17 protein-coding genes and 1 tRNA gene are annotated in these 18675 nt (G+C 73.8%); 10 read left to right on the top strand and 8 right to left on the bottom strand.

Going from position 1 to position 18675, the window contains the following annotated elements; translation table 11 throughout:
- Positions 1 to 95: 95 nt before the first annotated feature.
- The gene (locus tag MTR79_RS28780; protein WP_244792294.1) at positions 96 to 590 is read left to right on the top strand and encodes a DUF3830 family protein; all 495 of its coding nucleotides are present in this window, start codon (positions 96 to 98) and stop codon (positions 588 to 590) included.
- Here the strand turns inward: MTR79_RS28780 and MTR79_RS28775 are convergent.
- Positions 571 to 1959 carry an amidase gene (locus tag MTR79_RS28775; RefSeq protein ID WP_244792292.1) on the bottom strand — a complete coding sequence of 463 codons (1389 nt, stop codon included), beginning with the start codon at positions 1957 to 1959 and terminating at the stop codon, positions 571 to 573. The two genes, MTR79_RS28780 and MTR79_RS28775, sit on opposite strands and share 20 nt — an antisense overlap.
- A 20-nt stretch (positions 1960 to 1979) precedes the next feature.
- Positions 1980 to 2927: a D-2-hydroxyacid dehydrogenase gene (locus MTR79_RS28770; RefSeq protein ID WP_244792290.1), complete on the bottom strand. Its 948-nt coding sequence runs from the start codon at positions 2925 to 2927 to the stop codon at positions 1980 to 1982.
- Between the two features lie 193 nt (positions 2928 to 3120).
- On the opposite strand from MTR79_RS28770, the gene MTR79_RS28765 reads away from it, so the two are divergent.
- From MTR79_RS28765 to MTR79_RS28745, 5 genes are all read left to right on the top strand, one after another.
- Positions 3121 to 3978: an aspartate/glutamate racemase family protein gene (locus MTR79_RS28765; protein WP_086702925.1), complete on the top strand. Its 858-nt coding sequence runs from the start codon at positions 3121 to 3123 to the stop codon at positions 3976 to 3978.
- A complete protein-coding gene (locus tag MTR79_RS28760) occupies positions 3975 to 4706 on the top strand; it encodes a decarboxylase (protein ID WP_189365255.1) in 732 nt (243 codons plus the stop codon). The genes MTR79_RS28765 and MTR79_RS28760 overlap by 4 nt, the downstream gene beginning before the upstream one ends.
- A gap of 262 nt (positions 4707 to 4968) precedes the next feature.
- The gene (locus MTR79_RS28755) at positions 4969 to 5334 is read left to right on the top strand and encodes a hypothetical protein (protein WP_048457730.1); all 366 of its coding nucleotides are present in this window, start codon (positions 4969 to 4971) and stop codon (positions 5332 to 5334) included.
- A 141-nt stretch (positions 5335 to 5475) separates the two neighbouring features.
- On the top strand, positions 5476 to 6069 hold the full coding sequence (locus tag MTR79_RS28750) for a hypothetical protein (protein ID WP_244792288.1): 594 nt from the start codon (positions 5476 to 5478) through the stop codon (positions 6067 to 6069).
- Positions 6060 to 6133: transfer RNA gene (locus MTR79_RS28745), tRNA-Lys, on the top strand. Before MTR79_RS28750 ends, MTR79_RS28745 begins: the two co-directional genes overlap by 10 nt.
- A 725-nt stretch (positions 6134 to 6858) precedes the next feature.
- Here the strand turns inward: MTR79_RS28745 and MTR79_RS28740 are convergent.
- Positions 6859 to 8100 (bottom strand): M6 family metalloprotease domain-containing protein, encoded by a 1242-nt coding sequence (locus tag MTR79_RS28740; protein WP_244792286.1) that lies wholly within the window; start codon positions 8098 to 8100, stop codon positions 6859 to 6861.
- 442 nt (positions 8101 to 8542) lie between these two features.
- On the opposite strand from MTR79_RS28740, the gene MTR79_RS28735 reads away from it, so the two are divergent.
- Positions 8543 to 10468 (top strand): EAL domain-containing protein, encoded by a 1926-nt coding sequence (locus tag MTR79_RS28735; RefSeq protein ID WP_244792284.1) that lies wholly within the window; start codon positions 8543 to 8545, stop codon positions 10466 to 10468.
- Here the strand turns inward: MTR79_RS28735 and MTR79_RS28730 are convergent.
- Positions 10444 to 11577 carry an LLM class flavin-dependent oxidoreductase gene (locus tag MTR79_RS28730; protein ID WP_244792282.1) on the bottom strand — a complete coding sequence of 378 codons (1134 nt, stop codon included), beginning with the start codon at positions 11575 to 11577 and terminating at the stop codon, positions 10444 to 10446. The genes MTR79_RS28735 and MTR79_RS28730 overlap by 25 nt on opposite strands.
- Positions 11578 to 11851: 274 nt before the next feature.
- Here MTR79_RS28730 and MTR79_RS28725 point away from each other — a divergent pair, with 274 nt between their 5' ends.
- Positions 11852 to 12127 (top strand): hypothetical protein, encoded by a 276-nt coding sequence (locus MTR79_RS28725; RefSeq protein ID WP_244792280.1) that lies wholly within the window; start codon positions 11852 to 11854, stop codon positions 12125 to 12127.
- Positions 12124 to 12534: a PIN domain-containing protein gene (locus tag MTR79_RS28720; protein ID WP_053076954.1), complete on the top strand. Its 411-nt coding sequence runs from the start codon at positions 12124 to 12126 to the stop codon at positions 12532 to 12534. Before MTR79_RS28725 ends, MTR79_RS28720 begins: the two co-directional genes overlap by 4 nt.
- Positions 12535 to 12858: 324 nt before the next feature.
- Here the strand turns inward: MTR79_RS28720 and MTR79_RS28715 are convergent, their stop codons facing one another.
- From MTR79_RS28715 to MTR79_RS28700, 4 genes are read right to left on the bottom strand one after another with little or no spacing between them, the layout of a single operon-like run.
- Entirely contained in the window at positions 12859 to 14208 is a 1350-nt protein-coding gene (locus MTR79_RS28715) for an AAA domain-containing protein (RefSeq protein ID WP_244792276.1), read from the bottom strand.
- The gene (locus MTR79_RS28710; RefSeq protein WP_244792275.1) at positions 14205 to 15806 is read right to left on the bottom strand and encodes a hypothetical protein; all 1602 of its coding nucleotides are present in this window, start codon (positions 15804 to 15806) and stop codon (positions 14205 to 14207) included. Before MTR79_RS28710 ends, MTR79_RS28715 begins: the two co-directional genes overlap by 4 nt.
- A complete protein-coding gene (locus MTR79_RS28705; protein ID WP_086704712.1) occupies positions 15797 to 16945 on the bottom strand; it encodes a hypothetical protein in 1149 nt (382 codons plus the stop codon). Before MTR79_RS28705 ends, MTR79_RS28710 begins: the two co-directional genes overlap by 10 nt.
- A complete protein-coding gene (locus MTR79_RS28700; RefSeq protein WP_244792274.1) occupies positions 16896 to 17849 on the bottom strand; it encodes a phosphatase PAP2 family protein in 954 nt (317 codons plus the stop codon). Before MTR79_RS28700 ends, MTR79_RS28705 begins: the two co-directional genes overlap by 50 nt.
- Before the next feature lie 185 nt (positions 17850 to 18034).
- Between MTR79_RS28700 and MTR79_RS28695 the strand changes: the two genes are divergently transcribed.
- Entirely contained in the window at positions 18035 to 18631 is a 597-nt protein-coding gene (locus tag MTR79_RS28695) for a histidine phosphatase family protein (protein ID WP_244792273.1), read from the top strand.
- The last annotated feature ends 44 nt before the right edge of the window (positions 18632 to 18675 follow it).

Raw genomic sequence — 18675 nt, 5'->3', positions numbered from 1 at the left:
CGGCGCGGCTACCCGAAGCGATGCGAGTTATTCCGGCCAATTTCGGCCCCGTTCGGCGGTCGGGCGGTCTTGACCCGCGCGGGACCATGGGGGACATGTCAGACCGATATCTCGAGATCTCCCTGGTCAAGCGAGGAGTCACCGGTACGGCCCGGCTGCTCGACGACCGGGCGCCGATCACCTGCGAAGCCGTCTGGAAATCTCTCCCGCTGTCCGGCGACGTCTACCACGCCAAGTACGCGCGCAACGAGATCTACGCCCTGTTCCCGCCCTTCGCGGACCGGGAGCCACCCCTGGAAAACCCCACAGTCACCCCCATCCCGGGCGACTTGTGCTATTTCACCTTCTCCGGTGCCGAGCTGGGCACCACGTCCTACGGCTACGACCGTGAGGTCCGCCCCGGCACCACCGTCGTGGACCTCGCCCTCTTCTACGAGCGCAACAACCTGCTGCTGAACGGGGACGTCGGCTGGGTCCCCGGCATCGTCTGGGGCCAGGTGGTGGAGGGCCTGGACGCCCTGGCCGACGCGTGCAACGACCTGTGGCGTACCGGAGCCGCCGGGGAGACGCTCAGCTTCCGGAGAGCGTGACCCCCGCCTCGTACAGCGCGTGCGCCGCCCGCAGCACCAGGTCGTCCCGGTGCCGCGCGGCCACCAGCTGCAGCCCGACCGGCAGCCCGTCCGCCAGACCCACCGGCACGCTGGCGGCGGGCTGCTGCGTCATGTTGAACGGGTAGGTGAACGGCGTCCACCCGGTCCAGCGCCGGTGCCCGGACCCCCGCGGCACCTCCGCGCCCGCCTCGAACGCCGTGACCGGCAGCGTCGGGGTGACCAGCAGGTCGTAGGTCTCGTGGAAGCGCCCCATCCGCCGGCCCAGGTCCATCCGGACGTCCACCGCGGCCAGATAGTCCAGCGCCGACAGCCGTCCCCCCGCCCGGACGATCTCCCGCAGCCCCGGGTCGAGCCGCTCCCGCTGCTCCCGGCCCAGGGCCTGGGTGACCCGCGCCGCGCCCGCGAACCACAGGGCGTGGAAGGCCTCCACCGGGTCGGCCAGGTCGGGGTCGGTCTCCTCGACGTACGCGCCGAGCCCCGCGAGCCGCTCCACCGCCCGCCGCACCACGGCCGCGACACCCGGGTCCACCCGTACCTGCCCGCCCAGCGACGGCGAGAACGCCACCCGCAGCCCGCGCACCCCGCCGCCCAGCGCCTCCGAGAACGGCCCCGGCGCCGGCGGAAGCCCCGACCAGTCGCGGGAGTCGGGCGCGGCGATCGCGTCCATCAGCAGCGCAGCGTCCGCCGCGTCCCGGGTCATAGGACCGACGTGCGCCAGCGTCCCGAACGCGCTCGCCGGATACAGCGGCACCCTCCCGTACGTCGGCTTCAGCGCGAAGATCCCGCAGAACGCCGCCGGGATACGGACGCTCCCGCCGCCGTCCGTGCCCAGCGCCAGCGGCCCCGCGCCCAGCGCCACGGCCGCCGCCGCGCCCCCGCTGGACCCGCCCGCCGTGCGCGTCGGATCGTGCGGGTTGCGGGTGACCCCGCTGAGCGGGGAGTCCGTCACGCCCTTCCAGCCGAACTCGGGCGTCGTCGTCTTGCCGAGGAACACCGCGCCCCGCTCCCGCAGCCGGGCCACCGACGGGGCGTCCTCGTCCCACCGCCCCACCGGGTCGATCGTCCGCGACCCCTTCAGGGTCGGCGCGCCGCGCAGCAGCAGGATGTCCTTCACCGTGACCGGCACCCCGTCCAGCGGCCCCAGCTGCTCACCCCGCCGCCACCGCTCCTCGGAGGCGGCCGCCCGCTCCAGGGCGTCGTCGGCGAGCAGCCGCACGAACGCGTTCACCTCGGGCTGGATCTCCTCGGCCCGGCGCAGCGCGGCGCGGGTCACCTCCACGGGGCCGAACTCGCCCTTGCGGTAACCGTCGGTGAGCCGGGTCGCGGTCAGTTCCGTGAGCTCGGACATCCACACTCCCTGGGAAGACGTCAGTGACCCGGTACATACCCGCGTCGCTTGTCGACCACGTTCCCCAGCGGTCCGCCCGCCTCCCACAGCTCGTACAACTCCACGAACTGCGCCGCCAGTTCGTCTCGCCAGCCGACCGTGTCGCCGCTCATGTGCGGCGAGACGACCACGCCCTCCAGCTCCCACAGCGGGCTGCCGTCGGCCAGCGGCTCGGCCGCGAACACGTCCAGCGCCGCGCCCGCGATCCACCGGTCGCGCACCGCCCGCACCAGCGCGTCCTCCAGCACCAGCTCGCCCCGGCCGACGTTGACGAAGTGCGCGGAGGGCTGCATCAGCCCGAACCGGCGGGCGTCGAACATCCCCCGTGTCTCCTCGGTCAGCGGCGCCGCGGCCACCACCCAGTCCGCGCGCGCCAGCAGCCGGTCCAGGTCCTCCGGGCCGTGCACCCCGTCCCGCGCCGCCCGGCCCACCAGCGCGGTCCTCACGCCCAGCGCCTCCAGCGTGCCGGCCACCGCCCGGCCGATCGGCCCGGACCCGACCACGCACGCCCGCGTCCCCGCCACCCGGCGCGTCTCCCGGTGCAGCCAGGTCCGCTCCCGCTGGAGCCGCAGCGTCCGCGGCAGGTCCTTGGCGAACGCGAGGACGAGACCGGCGACGTACTCGGCGATCGGTCCGTCGAAGACCCCGCGCGCGTTGGTGACCACCGTGTCGGACGCGGCGAGTTCAGGACAGAGCAGATGGTCCACCCCGGCGCTCGCCGTGTGCACCCAGCGTGGCCGGGGACCCTCGCCCGGCCACGCCCGGCGCACCGCGTGCGAGGTGAAGTCCCACACCAGCAGCACGTCCGCGTGCGGCAGCCGCTCGGCGAGCGTCGACTCGTCCGCGTGCTCGATCCGCACCCGCCCGGCGAGCCTGCCGAGGCGGGGGAGCGGTTCGGCGTCCAGGACGAGCAGCGTGGGCGTGGTCATGGGCCTCGTCTCCAGGTGGCTCGGTGCGGTCCGGCGGCCCCGGCGGGGGCCGGTGACGACGAGTTAACCGGGTGTTGACCGGGGGGTGACCCGAGTGGATTGACCCCGCCCCTACCCGAACCTACCGTCGTCGACACGGCTCTTTCCGCGTTCCTTCGTGTGCTCGTCTCCCAGCGTGAGGCCGGTGCCTGTCATGGACGTCTCCTTTCTCGGCGGCCCGAGCCCGCAGCGCGGGCTCGGGGTGGTGGCCCCCTTCGACTTCGCGCTGGACCGGGAGCTGTGGCGCTGGATCCCTGACGGTGTCTCCCTGCACGTGACGCGTACCCCGTACGTGCCGGTCGAGGTCAGTCTGGACCTGGCCCGGCTGATCAGCGAGCACGAGACGCTGGGCGACGCGGTGCGCACCCTCACCGCCGTCGCGCCGGAGGTCGTCGCCTACGCGTGCACCTCCGGCAGCTTCGTGGGCGGGATCGTCGGCGAACGCGCCATGTGCGAGGCGATGAGCCGGGCCGGCGCGGTCCCCGCGATCACCACCTCGGGCGCGCTGCTCGAAGCGCTGGTGGAGCTGGACGTGCGCCGGGTCGCCCTGGTCACCCCGTACACGGTGTCGGTCACCCGGGCGCTGGAGCACTACGTGGCGCGCGCGGGCGTCACCGTCACCGGCTGCGCGTACATGGGGCTGACCCGGCACATCTGGAAGGTCACCTACCGCGAGGTGGTGGACATGGCCCGGCAGGCGGTCCGCGACCGGCCCGGGACGGCCGACGCGCTGTTCCTCTCCTGCACCAACCTGCCGACGTACGACGTGATCCCGCAGCTGGAGGCGGAACTGCGCATACCGGTCATCTCGGCCAACCAGGTGACCATGTGGGCGGCGCTGCGCCGATTGGGTACCCGAGCGGTGGGACCGTATCAGGCGCTGATCGACGCGTCCGCACGCCCCGGGGCCGTCACGCCGGGCCAGGCGCCGACCGTACTGCCCGGCCAGGCGGCGCCCGGTCCGGTGCTGCCGGACGCACCAGGAGAGAAGCAGCAGGAAGGTTGGACATGACCGCACTGGGATTCCTCTACCCCGGCCACTCCGCGGAGGACGACTATCCGCGCATCGAGCAGTTGCTGGGCAGCGACGTGCGCGTGGACCTGGTGCACACCGACATCGGTGAGGACGCGCACCGGGTGGACGCGCTGCGCGAGATGGGCTCGCCCGAGCGGCTGGCGGACGGCCTGGCGGAGCTGCGGCTGTCCGGCGCCGAGGCCGTGGTGTGGGCGTGCACCAGCGGCAGCTTCGTGCACGGCTGGGACGGCGCCCACGAGCAGGTGCGAGGCCTCGCCCGCGCCGCGGGCATGCCCGCCTCCTCCACCTCCTTCGCCTTCGTGCACGCGATCCAGGAGATCGAGGCACGCCGGGTCGCCGTCGGCGCGACCTACCCCGACGACGTCGCCCAGCTGTTCGCCGGCTTCCTGCGGGCCGGGGGAGCGGAGGTCACCGGGGTGCGCAGCTCCGGGATCGTCACGGCGGCCGAGGTCGGCACCTGGGGCGAGCGGGAGCTGTTCGCGCTGGCCCGCGCGGCCGACTCCCCGGACGCGGAGGCGCTGCTCCTGCCGGACACCGCCCTGCACACCGTCGCCCACATCCCCGCCCTCGAGAAGGATCTGGGCAAGCCGGTGCTCACCGCCAACCAGGTCACCGTCTGGGAGTGCCTGCGCCTCGCCGACCGCCGTGTCAACGCGCCCGAACTGGGCGCCCTGTTCACGCGGGAGCCGGTCGTCCAGGCGTGACGGGGGCCGCCGGTCCGGCACGGACGTGAGGAACACACGTGAGGAACACCACCTTCGCCGGCGTGCGCCCTTCCACGCGCCCGGAGCGCGTCCCCGTCGCCGTCTTTGTGCGCCCCGCGAGCTGGGTAGTCACCGGTCGGCGCGCCCGCACGGCCGGGGCCGGCCGGTCCCCGCGGGCCGGACGCCCACTTGCGGGGGCGCGGGACAATGGACGGTGGCCCTCCGGCACCCGGGGGCCACCGCGACGTACGAAGGAGAAGTCATGGCGGAGCACACGCCGCGCCCGGACCAGCCGCGGCTACGCCCCGCGCCCCTGCTGTTCGAGCCCGCGCAGGCGGCCTCGGATCCCGAGCACTTCTTCGACCTGGAGTCGATCGAGGATCCGCGCGCGCTGCTGGAGCGGGCCACGGAGCTGACGCTCGCGTTCCGGGCCGCCGCGGACCGGGCGACGGAGTTCCAGGCGATCGCGGCGGCCCAGCTCGCCGACCCCCGGCGCTTCGACCGGCTGTCGACGGCGGACATCGCCGAGCGCGCCGAGTGGACCGAGGACTACGCGAAGAAGATGGTCGAGTTCGGCCGCGACCTGATGCGCGGCGGCGAGGGCCCGGGGCACGTCGACCCCGTGTGAGTCGCGCCGGCCCCCGGCCGTCCGGCCCGTCGAACGGGTGTGGCATATGCCGGGTGACAGGGTACGCGCCCGGCCGGGTTCCCGTCCCGAATTCCGGCAACTCTGCGGAACCGTTCCCTCACGGCACGTAGAAATATCTGCATGAGCAGCACACCGAATGTCTCCGACGTCAGCGGTGTCACCCCGGACGGAGCCGCCTGGCTCGCCTCGGCCGGCCCCGCCCCGTGCGGCGCCCGCACCCTCTGGGGCGAGCGGCCGGACGCCCCGGTGGTCCTGCCCTGCGGCGTCGTCTTCGACGTGGTGAGCGTGCCCGCGATCTTCGGGCGCCGGATGCTGGACCGCCTGTGGGAGGAGGGGCCGGGCTCGGGTCCCGTCGCGGAGTACCGGGGCCGGCTGCTGCTGTTCGGCGCCGTGGGTACCGCCCAGCGACTGCCCGCCCTGCTGAGGTGGGAGGAGTGGGGCGCCCACGGCAGCCGCACGGACGGCGTCCCGCCCCTGCTGTGCCACGGCGCCGGCGACGCGGTGACCGTCCCCGCCCCGGCCGGACCCGCACGCCCCGACGCGGGATCCCCGGCCCGCTGGCTGGTCGCCCCCGACAGCCGGAGCCCCTGGCTGCCGGGCCCGGAGGTGCTGCTCTGGGCGGCGGTGCGGGCGGCCCGTGCGGCCGTGCGGATATCGATTTTTCCTCCCGCCGATCGTGATGCTAATGTCTACGACGTCAGCAGGCGCCGCTAGCTCAGTTGGTTAGAGCAGCTGACTCTTAATCAGCGGGTCCGGGGTTCGAGTCCCTGGCGGCGCACGACACGAGAAGCCCCTCGCGCAAGCGAGGGGCTTTTTCGCGTCCGCGGGACCTGCGGGCGCGCGGCGCGCGTCACGCCGTTCCGCGGGTGACCCCGCGCGCCCGCCGCCTCGCGGCCCGCGATCCGGGGGCCGGCGGCGTCCGCCGCATACGGACGGCGAAGTGGCCCCACCCGTCAGGTCTGGCGCCGGGTGTCACGCGGCGCGTGATGCCGTGAGTGGGGCGTCCGCCACACGTGGAGGGTGAAGTGTTTCCCCCCCCACGGCGCGCGAGCGCCTGCGTTGCCGACTCGGCGGCATGTCGGCTTCGGCTGTCGGTGCGGAGGGTGTCAGGGCGCGGCCGGTGCGAGGTTCGCGCGCCGGATGCGGTGCTCGGGGTGGGGGTGTCGTGCGTTGCGGCCTTTCGTGGCGCGGTGCCTTTCCGGCCCGCGTCGGATGCGGAGGGTGTCAGGGCGTGGCCGGTGCGAGGATCGTGCGTCGGACGCGGTGCCGGGGTGCGGGGTGTCGTGCGTTCCGGCCTTTCGTGGCGCGGTGCCTTTCCGCCCCGCGACGGATGCGGAGGGTGTCAGGGCGTGGCCGGGCCGAGGCACGCGCGTCGGACGCGGTGCCGGGGTGGGGGGTGTCGTGCGTCCGGCCCTTCGTGGCGCCGTGCCCGACCGCCCCGCGACGGATGCTGCGGGTCGGCAGCCGGGTGGGCGTGTGCCGTCGCACGGGGCGGCTCGGGCCTCAGGACGCCACGCGGGTCGCCCGGTCGCCTGTGGTGATCTTCACCGTCCACGCGCCGGACGGCGTGCGGCCCTCCACGTCGACGCGGACCGACTCGCCGGGGACCGTGAAGCTCTCGCCCAGGGCGACCGGTGCGTCCGCCAGCGGCGGATAGACCGAGTCCTCCCAGCACGCCTCGGTGCGCGGGTGGGCGTCGATCACCTCGATTGGACCGCGCCCCGAGCGGGTGCCGCTGGACACCCGGTAGACCAGCACACCCGACCGGCACACCGCGCGGTCGTTGCCGAACGGGCCGCGCACCTCGAAGGCCAGGGCCGTGTCCGAGCCCGTGCGCACCACCGCCAGCTTGGTGCCGCGCCCCAGCCCGAACGACGGCGCACCCGCCGCGCCCGTCACCGGCGTGCCCGGACCCGCCCCCAGCGGCTCCAGCGTCAGCCGGACCGGACCGCCCTCCTGCACGCACCGCACCTGCCGCGGCTCAAGCCAGCCCAGCTTCCACTTGTGCCAGCCGAACAGGTCCGGTGCGAGCGCGAACTGGCTGCCCATCAGATCCCAGTCCCCGACATGGGTGTCCCAGTCGCCCTTGCCGTCCACCGGCCGGTGGTACAGATCCGGCAGGTCGAAGACGTGCCCCGTCTCGTGCGCGAGCACCAGCCGGTCCGGAGGATGGTTCTCGAAGACGGTGACGACCCGCCGGATGTCCACGCCGTCAGACCGCATCGGCCGGTCCAGGTTGACCACCTTCGTGGCGTCCGAGTCCACCCCCGGCGCGTCCGGGTCGGCGACGAAGTACACGATGTCGTAGGCCGAGTAGTCGACGTGCGGATCGGACGCGGCGAGCGCGTCCCGCAGATACGCCGCTCGGTGCGCCACCGTCCAGTCGCGCTGTATGGCGTACGCCGTCGAGGGGCGCGGCATGCGGATCCACCGCTTCACCGGGTGGGCCCGCAGGTCGAACTTCCCGTAGGAGGACCGCTCGAAGAATCGGTTCGTCATCGGGAAGTGGTCGGCGGCCAGCTCGTCCGGCGAGGTCAGCGGGTGCGAGTCGGGGAACGACAGGAACACCATCACCGCGTCCAGCCGGCTGGCCGGACGCGGGTACGCCGCGTTCCAGGTGTCCAGGCCCTCCGAGTGGTGGGCGTCGGTCCGGGTCAGCACGCACGGCTCCGCCGAGAACGGCTCGGGACCGGACGGCACGCTCACCAAGGACGTCGCCGCGAGCGCCGACATCGTCGTGCACATCGCCGCCGTGGTCCGCAGCCGGGGCCGGACACCCGAACGGCCCAGCCGCTGTCGCAGCGCCTCACGACCGAGTCCTCTCGGGGTGAGCTGACGCCGCACAGGGACCTCCGGGAGACGGTTCGCGGGACACCGCACCCAGAGTGGGATGATTTGTAGTACTACGCCCTGTTCAACTGCACCGGTCGGGTGAGAACAGCGGCGGAACGGGCGGGACCGCGCGCACTTCGCACCGCCCGCACTCACGGAACGTCACAACTGGTCGGGGCCTCGGCAGAAGCCGTCCGCACCGGTGCAGAAACGATCGGGCGGAGATGCGGAACCGGCCGGAAGGCCGGACAGTGGCTGGAGCGGCCCGACGCGGGCCTCTATGATCGGCACACTTTCCGGATGCGGAAGGTGTTTCCCTGCCCGACAGCGAGCGAGTGCACTGCGGGAGCGAGTGGTGAGCGGAACGTCCGAAGGGCCGACGCCCGCGACTGAGCTCAATCGATCGGTCGTCACGGAGAGTGAGATTCTGGCGTCCCCCGGTGCCGAGTTCGCCGAGCCCGCCGAGTTCGCCGAGTTCGCCGAGCCGGTGGAGCCGGTGGAGCCGGGCGAACCGGCCGGCTCCGCCTCCTCGCGGTCGCCCGCGCCCCCGTCCTACCGTTCCGTCTTCACCGCCGCCCCGCTCGCCATGGCCGTCGTCGACCGCGAAGGCATGGTCACCGGCGCCAACTCCGCCCTCGCCGACCTGCTGGGCCGTGACCAGGAGACCCTCACCGGCGCCGTCGCCGCCGACCTGGTCGACCTCGCCTCCGACGCCCGCACCTGGCACGCCTACCGCGAACTGCTGCGCGGCCGACGCGCCCGGCTGCGCTGCACCCGCCGGCTGAAACACCCCGAGGGACACGCCCTGTGGGTGCGGGTCACCGTCGCCCCGCTGCCCCCCGGCGACGGCGGCGTCCTCGTCTCCGTCGCCGACATCAGCGACCACCGCGCCCTCCAGGCCCGGCTGCGCCACCTCCGTATGCACGACCCGGTGACCCGGCTGCCCAACCGCACCCTGTTCCTCGAACGCCTGACCACCGCCCTGGAGGCGGAGTCGTACGCGGAGAGCGGCACCGGCCGGATCGGGCTCTGCTACCTCGACCTGGACGGCTTCAAGGCCGTCAACGACACCCTCGGCCACCGCGTCGGCGACCAGCTGCTCGCCGCCGTCGCCGACCGGCTCACCCGGTGCGCGCAGGACGCGGGCCGGGCCCGGGCCGGGATCCCGCTGGTCGCCCGGCTCGGCGGCGACGAGTTCGCCCTGCTCGTGGAGGACTCCACCGGCACCGACCAGCTCGCCGACCTCGCCGAGTCGCTGCTCGCCGCGATCCAGGAGCCGTTCGACCTGTCCGGCCGCCGCCTGAAGGTGTCCGCCTCCATCGGCGTGGTCGAGCGGCACGCCGCCGGGACCACCCCCACCGCGCTGATGCAGGCCGCCGACACCACGCTGTACTGGGCGAAGGCCGACGGCAAGGCCCGCTGGACGCTGTTCGACCCCGAACGCAACGCCACCCGCGTCACCCGGCAGGCCCTCGCCTCCTCCCTCCGCCCGGCCATCGACCGCGGCGAGTTCGCCCTGGAGTACCAGCCGCTGGTGGGCATGGACGACGACCGGGTGCACGGTGTGGAGGCCCTGATCCGCTGGCACCACCCCCGCTTCGGCACGCTCACGCCGAATCGGTTCATCTCCCTGGCGGAGGAGGACGGTTCGATCGTGCCGCTCGGCCGCTGGGTGCTGCGCACCGCCTGCCGACAGGCGCGCGACTGGCAGATCCAGTACCCGGACGAGCCGCCGATCTTCGTCAGCGTGAACGTGGCGGTCCGTCAGGTCTGGGACTCCGACCTGGTCGCGGACGTCGCCGACACCCTGAAGGAGACCGGGCTGCCCCCGCACCTGCTCCAGCTGGAGCTGACCGAGTCCGCGGTGATGGGCTCCTCGGGCCGGCCCCTCCAGGCGCTCAAGGCACTCAGCGACATGGGCGTGCGCATCGCCATCGACGACTTCGGCACCGGCTACTCCAACCTCGCCTACCTCAGCAGACTGCCGGTGTCGGTCCTGAAGCTCGACGGCTCCTTCGTGCGCGGCTTCCAGATCGAGGACCGCGCCGCCAAGGCCAGCCCGGCGGACGAGGTCATCGTCGAGGCGATGGTGCAACTCGCCCACCGGCTGGGGCTGACCGTCACCGCGGAGTGCGTGGAGACCTCCGCGCAGGCCACCCGGCTGCGCAGGATCGGCTGCGACACCGGCCAGGGCTGGCTGTACTCACGGCCCGTCCCGGCCGACCGCATCTCCGAACTGCTCGGCACACCCGGGGTTCAGGCGGGCGTCGGCAACCCGTAGGCGTCGGCGATCAGTTCGTACGACCGCACCCGGACGTCACCGCCGTGCGCGTTCGCCGTGAGCATCAGCTCGTCGGCGCCGGTGCGCTTCTGCAGGTCGTCCAGGCCGGCCCGGACCTCGTCCGCCGTGCCGTGGACGACGTTGGCGTTCCAGGACTCCACGAACTCCCGCTCCATCGGGCTGAAGTCGTACGCCTCCGCCTCCTCGGGCGTCGGCACGAGCCCCGGGCGTCCGGTGCGCAGCCGCACCATGTTCAGCGCGGCGGCCAGCACCTGGCGGCGCGCCTCCTTCTCGTCGTCGGCGGCGAGCGCGGCGACCCCGATCAGCGCGTAGGGGGCGTCGAGCACCTCGCTCGGCCGGAAGCTCTCCCGGTACAGGTCGAGCGCCGGGACCGTGTTCTGCGCGGAGAAGTGGTGGGCGAAGGCGAACGGCAGACCGAGCATGCCGGCCAGCCGGGCGCTGAACCCGGAGGAGCCGAGCAGCCACACCGGCGGCCGGTGCGGGGACTGCACCCCGCCCGGCGATGAGGCCTGCACCGGTCCGGGCACGGCGTGGATCCGCCGGTACGGGTGCCCGTCGGGGAAGTCGTCGTCCAGGAAGCGGGTCAGCTCGGCGAGCTGCTGCGGGAAGTCGTCGGCGCCCTCGTTCAGCCGGTCGGTGCGGCGCAGGGCGGCGGCGGTCGCGCCGTCGGTGCCGGGCGCCCGCCCGAGCCCCAGGTCGATCCGCCCCGGCGCCATGGCCTCCAGCGTGCCGAACTGCTCGGCGATCACGAGGGGGGCGTGGTTGGGCAGCATCACCCCGCCCGACCCGAGCCGGATCCGCCCCGTGTACGCGGCCAGGTGCGCGAGGATCACCGCCGGCGAGGAGGAGGCCACGCCCGGCATGGAGTGGTGCTCGGCCACCCAGTACCGGTGGTACCCGCGCGCCTCGGTGAGCTTCGCCAGCTCGACGCTGGTCCGCAGGGCGTCGGTCGCGGTCCTCCCGGCCCCCACCGTCACCAGGTCCAGCACGGAGAGGGGCACGGGGGCGGTGCCGTGTGCCGTGCCCCTGATCTCGTCGCCTGCGGTCACGTGGGTGCCTCCTGTCGGACGTCCTCGCACTCGGTGCATGTGCGGTGGGGGGAACAGGGGGTGGTCCCCGGTTATTCCCCCCGGCCGGGGGTGTGTCGTATGCGTGCTCGACCGCTCTGGGGCACGTACGTCCAGTGCGAACCGGGGCAGGACGTGAACTACGGCCGGACCGCAGGCGAGGGCCGACCAAGTGGCCGACCCTTCACGCACGTCGCGTGGGCTCGCCGAGGGCGGTGGCCTGCACCACACCTGCGGGGGTGAACCTCTGCCGATCCGGCTGCCCCAGGCCGCAGGGTCGTCCTACACTGCTGGCGTGACCGCTGCATACGACTACGAGGACATGCACCACCTGGTGGACCGGCTCACCCCGACCCAGGTGCGACGCCTGCGCCTGCTCGTCACCCAGGACGAGGAACTGTCCCAGGTCGCCCAGTCACTGCCGGCGGTCGACGCGAACGAGGGCGAGGAGTCGGTTCCGGCCGGGCTGCTGGCCCTGATCGGCAGCGTGAGCGGCCCAGAGGATCTGGCTGAACGGCACGACGACTACATCCGCGAGCGGATGCGCGAGCGCTTCGGCGACATGGCGTGATCGCCACGGTCCTGGACACCGGACCCTTGGCTGCAGCGTTCAACGCGGCCGACAGGCGCCACCCGGAGTGCGCCTCCCTGCTGACGTCGCTGACCGGCCGCCGTCTGCTGCCCAGCCCGGTCATGACCGAAGTCTGCTGGCTGCTGGAGCGCTGGCCGCAGGTCGAAGCGGCGTTCCTCGCCGAGGTCGCACGGGGAACATTCGAGCTGGTCCACCTCACTCCCACCGACCTGACACGCATGGGTGAGCTGGTGCTCCAGTACGCCGACTTCCCGCTCGGCGGGGTCGACGCCTCGGTCCTCGCGGTGGCCGAGCGCTTCGGCGTGGAACGGGTAGCCACCCTCGACCGGCGGCACTTCAGCGTCGTCAAGCCCGCCCACGTCCCCGCGCTGACACTCCTGCCGTAGCCCCTCAAGTTGGGCTACACCTCTGACGAGCAGCGCTGACGGCAACAAGCACCGACGCTTCTTGAATCATTTACGGAGGAGTTGTGGAGCCCCGTCGGAGCTTCTTCTGGTGCGGCTCATAGGGCGCTTTACGGCAACGTCAGCGGACGCGACTTTCTTGGTGCGAGCACCGTCTGCCCCGCACCGGATCAACCGGCCGTCCAGATCCACTGCGCCGCCCGGCGTCGTGTGCTTCCGCCCGACGAGTGTGCTGCGGAACGCCACGCCCCGTCATCGGCGCGACGGTCTACGGGGACTACGACTGCGGTCGCCGTCAGCCGCTCCCTACGGCCGCCACCGCACCCTGTGCTCCGCCAGATGCGACAGCACCGCGTGGTTCGCCTCCCAGCCGTCCGGGAACTTCACCAGCGTCCCCAGCTGGACCGGTTCCGTGGACGGGTAGTCGTCCAGGAGGTCCGTCACGCCCTCTCGGCAGACGACGATGCACGCGTGGCGGTGGCGGGAGGCGAGGACGCAGAGGCGGCCCGTCTCCAGGTGGAACGCCGTCGCGTCGGGGCGGCCGGACAGCGGGTGGAGGACGACCGTCACGTCGTACTCACGCCCCTGGAGCCGGTTCGCCGTGTCGACGGTCACGTCGCTCACAGCCAGGTCCGCCAGCGCCGCCCGCACCGCCGCCGCCTGGTCGCGGTGGGCTGTGCCGACCGCGACGCGGTCCGCGGTGAGCGGGGTCGGGTCGGGGGAGCGCTCGGAGACCGCCGCGCCGCCCCGGTCCAGCAGCCGGCGGACCACCTGGGCGACCGCCCCCACCGCCTCCGGGTCGGTGCGCGGGGTGTGACGGGCGGGCAGCTCCAGCAGGCCCCAGCCGGACTCCGCCGCCTCGTCGATCACCCGGTCCGGGCCCGAGCCGTCCGACGGGACGGCCAGGGTCAGGGCGCGGTCGCCGTGGTCCGTGCCGCTGCGGAACGGCGTGAACGGGTAGAACGCGTCGGACACCAGCGGCGCCGCCGAGGCGGGCAGCCGCCAGGACACCGGCAGACGGTGCTGCGGCAGGTCGGGGTTGTGCGCGAGCAGCGTGGTCACCGCCGAGCCCGACGGGTCGTACGACAGGCCCGCCCACTGCTCGGCGCCCACGATCGAGAACGGGTCCAGCTGCCCCGGGTCGCCCACGAACAGCGCCCGCTCGAACAGCCCGGCCACCGCGAGCAGCGCGTCCGAGCGCATCTGGTACGCCTCGTCGACGATCGCGTGCCGCCACGGCTCCACGTTCTTCACGTGCGCCCACTTCGCCGCCGTCGACAGCACCACCGGCAGCCCGGCGAGGTCCGCCGCCTTCGCCGACGTGCGCACCTGCTCCAGGCCGTCCAGCGCCCTGTCGTACGGGTCGGTGTCGCTGCTGTGCAGGCGGCCCACCGGCAGGTCGGGGTTCTTCTCGGCGAGGCGGAGGACGAGGTCGTCGACCTGCGCGTTCGTCTGTGCCACCACCATCAGCGGGCGGCCCGCCTCGGCCAGCTCCAGCGCCGCGCGCACCACCAGCGTGGACTTGCCGGCGCCGGGCGGGGAGTCGACGACGACACCGCGCGCGGGGCCGTGCAGTGTGTCGTGGAGGATCGCGTCCGTGGCGCGGGCGGCCGCGGAGCCGGGGTCGAACGCCGTCTCCTCGACGGGGGCGGTCACAGCACGTCCTCCTCGGTCACCGGGTCGGCGGGCTCGGGGGCGGGGTCCTCGCCGGGCGGCCCGCCGTGGGTCCACGGCGTCTCCTCCGGGTCGGGCAGCTTCGCGCCGCCGCGCGGCTCGTGCTCGAAGAGCGTGAAGCACAGCCGGTCGCCCTTCTCCGGCACCGAACCGGGCTCCGGCTCCTTGCCCCGCCCCATCTTGTCCATGATCCGCAGCACCAGCAGACCGTCGTCGGGGCCCGCCGCGTATTCCACGAACTCCGCCGTCTGCGGCTTCCCGCCCAGCGAGCGGTACGCCTTCACACGCTCGCCCAGGTGCGGCCGGTCGTCCGTGCGGACCGTGACCAGCGGCCGCGGGCTCGGCCGCTTGCTCTCGCTGTACGCCATCACCACGTCGACGACCTCCCCGGCGAACGCCTCACCCGACAGCCGCCGGGCCGCCATCGCCAGCGGGTCGTCGAGCGCCTCCTGCGCCTCCAGCCGTGCCTGCTCCCGCTCGCGGGCCGCCAGCTTGTTCGCCGCCGTCACCGCGTCGTCGCGGCGCGGCTGCGGCGGCTCGCCGGCCGCCACCCGGTCACGGTGGGCGGTGAACGACCACCGGTCGCGCGTCCGGCGCTCCTCCACGCGCGCGCCCTCCGGCAGCTCCCGCAGCAGGTCCAGGCCGCGCCACACCGCGTCCCAGGTGGGCCGCGTACGGCTCTCCACCAGGGCGCGGATCTCCCGCTCGGCGGCGGTCAGCGCGCCCAGCCGGTCGTCGGCCTCCACGCCGTCCTCGGCGGCGGCGAGCGCCGTACGCGCGCGGTCGTAGCGCTCGATGGCGGGGGCGAGCAGCTTGTTGTCGAACGCCGGGTCGGTGGCCGGGCCTGCGGGCGGGCAGATCAGCTGCCCGTCGTCGTCCCGCGCCAGCTCCGCCTCCTCGGCGGCCTCCGCTCCGGAGCGGCCCTCGGGCGGGTCGATCCAGGCGAGGAGCGCCCCCAGGTGCTGGTCCTCCAGCGTGGACTGGCCGGTCGCCCAATGCCGTCCCAGCACGTCCGTCATCGCGAGCAGCAGACAGGATCCCGGCACCCGGGCCCGCTCCCCGAAGTGCGTCAGCCACCGGCCGAGCAGCGGCACCCTGGGCGGCGCCGGGAACGGCGTCTCCGGGTCCTGCTCCGCGGTGCGCCGGAACCGCATGGACCGGCCGAGGAGTCGCACCAGGTCGACGCCGGCCCGGCTGGGCACGAGCATCTGCGGCGCGTCCGCGCACAGCTCGACCTCGACCTTGACCCGCTTGCCCGTCTCCGGGTCGGTCTCCGAGCGCTCGGCGGCCTCCACGGCGTCCGCGAACCCGTCCACGTAGGGCAGGACGACGTCCGCGAGCTCGGCGAGGAACGCGAACCGCAGCTCGCGGTCGCGCGGCTGCGGTACCACCAGCAGCCGCGGCGCGTCCCGGTCGGTGCCCACCAGCGCGCCGAGCGGGGCGCCCGCCTCACCGGCGGTGATGAGCGGCACGAACACCAGCGGCCGCTCGGACAGATGCCGGTGCCGGACGGTCGCGGCGGGCTGCGCGCGGCCCGTGTCGACCGCTTCGAGCCGGGCGAGGGTGGAGATCAGCGACATCCGGCCACCTCCCGCGCCCCCTCGGCGGCCGACGCGAGCGCCTCCGCGCGCAGGGCGGCGGCCCGGCGCAGCGCGGCCACCGCCGGATCGTCGGGGTCGCCCGCCTCGCCGCGGGCCGCCGCCAGCACGTCCCCGACCGTGGTCAGGCCGCCCAGCTCCGCCCGCACCGGGCGGCCCAGGGAGGTCACGGCGCCGGCCGTGCGGGAGCGGTCACGGCAGTGGAAGGCCAGCTCGCACGCGGACAGGCACTCGGGCGCGTACGTCGCCGGGACGGACTCCACGGACCACTCGAGCTGCTCGGGCGGCAGCTCCGGGGCGAAGCACACACCCTCGGGCAGCGTCCCGGCGATCTCCTCGATGCGGGTGAGCCGGGCCAGCTGGCGCGAGGTCACCGCGCGCTGCTTGCGTACGTCCACGGCGGAGGCGGTGGGCAGGTTGGAGAAGTCCTTCGGGCACACCAGCAGCACACGGTGGCGCACCCGGGGTGGCGGGTCGAGCCGCTCGGCGACCCGCTCCAGCGCCAGCACGTACACCGCGGCCTGGCGGGCGGCCGCGCCGACCTTCGCCGGATCGGCGGCCCCGTCCAGCATGGGGAACGACTTGATCTCGACGACCGTCCAGCTGCCGTCCGGGTGGACCACGACCGCGTCCGGCTCCAGGAACGCGGGGGAGCCCGCCACGTCGAGGGCCAGCATCGGGTGGTCGAGGAGAGTCCAGGCGCCCCGCTCCGCGGCGGCCTCGCGCAGCGCTTCCTCCGTGCGCCGCGTGCGGCCCTCGGAGTCCTGTGCGCCAAGATCCGGCAGACGCGCGCCCATGGGCGGCTCGGCCGTACGGTCCAGTTTCTCGGCGGCGAGGCGCAGCAGCTCCGTGCCGCCGTCGGCCTTGACCTTCGCCTCGAAGGCGTTGCCCCGGACGAAGGCGAACTGCGACTGGCCGAAGACCGAGGGCGAGCCCAGCGAGCTCGCCAGCTTCGCCTTGTCCACCCCGGCGCCGTCGAGGATCGCACGCCGTCTGCAGCCCGGGTTGGCGGCGAGGGCGGCCAGGGCACGGGCGTCCAGCGCCCTGGGCTTCACCTCGGGACCGCGCAGCTCAGCGAGCCGGTGCCGGAGCCCCTTCTCCGGCGTCCGTGGGGGAGGCACCCGGTTCGGCTCCGTACCGCGACTCGGGCTGCCGCTGCCGTGGAATTCGCTCACCCGCGGAAGTCTGGCATCCGTCACTGACAATCACGGCATCCGTGCCGGACGAGACCGCGGGGACGGCCGTCGCACCGCTGCGGATCCGGGCCTTGACCATGTCCGCGTACCGCATCACATGGGGGGCCAGCAGGTAGCCCGCGCCCATCACGGCGGCGCCCGCGAGCGCGTCGAGGAAGTAGTGGTTGGCGGTGCCCATCACCACGATCGTGGTGACCAGCGGGTAGACGACCGCGGCCGTCCTGGCCCAGCGTCCGCGCCCGTACTTCCAGAGGATCACCCCGCACCACAGGGCCCATCCGACGTGCAGGCTGGGCATCGCCGCGTACTGGTTGGTCATGCCGCCGAGGCCGCGCGGGGCGCTCGCCTCGCCGCCCCACCAGCCCCACGAGCTGTAGTAGGCCATCGTGTCGACGAAGCCGTGGCTGGGGTCGAGCAGCCGGGGCGGGCAGGTGGGCAGCAGGGTGAAACCGATCAGGCCGATGAACGTCGACGTCATCAGCCAGGTCCTGGCCGCCCGGTAGCGCACGGCGCGGGAGCGGAACAGCCACACGAGGAGCGCGGGGGTGACCAGGTAGTGCAGGGAGGCGTACCAGAAGTCGGCGGGTATGCCGATCCACGGTTCGCGGGTGAACAGGCGGTTCAGCGGGTGCTCGGCGTTGAGATACAACGCCTTCTCTATGCGCAGCAGCGCCAGGCCGTGATCCACGGCGTCGGAGACGTCGCCGCGGACGACGAGGCGTCCCGCGGAGTAGCAGGCGTACACGAGGAGGATGAGCGGCAGCTCCGTCCACCAGCGCATCCGGGTCGCCGGGACCGCCTCGGTGCCCGGTGTCTCGGCGTGCGGCATCCGATCGCTCCCCCTTCGTCCTCGCGCTGTCCTGGTCGGCGGCCAGCCACTCTACGGTGTGTGCGCGTCTTCCCGCGTACACGGTCCTGGAACCGGGAAGACGTCTGGATCGCCCCCTGGGTTGCCCCCGACCAGGGTGAGCGATGATGGACGGGTCCCGCCTGTGAATTCCCGGAAGGTTCCCCATGGCTCCGCGCATCCTGCTGGCCCGGCACGGACAGACCGCGTGGTCGTTGTCCGGAAAGCACACCGGCAGGACCGACGTGCCGTTGCTGGAGGAGGGCCGCCAGGGGGCGAAGCTGCTCGGCGAGCGCCTGCACCGGCAGCCGTACGGCGGGCTGCCGGACGTCGAGGTGCGCACCAGCCCGCTGTCCCGCGCGCGGGAGACCTGCGAGCTGGCCGGTTTCGGCGACCGCGCCCGGCACTGGGACGCGCTCCTGGAGTGGGACTACGGCGCCTACGAGGGCATGACCCCGGCGGAGATCCAGGCGGTGCGCCCGGGCTGGCTCATCTGGCGGGACGGCGTCCCGGAGGGCGAGACGCTCGCGGAGGTGACGGCCCGCGCGGACGAGGTGGTCGCCTGGGCGCGCTCCGCCGACCGTGACGTGCTCGTCTTCGCCCACGGGCACATCCTGCGCTCGATCGGCGCCCGCTGGCTGGGCCTGCCGCTGGACTTCGCGGCCCGTATCCGCCTCCACCCGACGTCCCTGTCGGTCCTGGGGTGGGCGTACGGCGAGCCGGCCCTGGAGAGCTGGAACGACGTGGGGCACCTCGTCCCCTGACGGTGCGCCCACGCGGGACGGTGCGCCCACGCGCGCGTGACGCG

The sequence above is a fragment of the Streptomyces sp. BJ20 genome (assembly GCF_022869105.1).
Classification (GTDB): Bacteria; Actinomycetota; Actinomycetes; order Streptomycetales; family Streptomycetaceae; genus Streptomyces; species Streptomyces griseoincarnatus.
The sequence above is the reverse complement of the archived record's forward strand: the minus strand, read 5'-3'. Positions and strand labels throughout refer to the sequence as shown.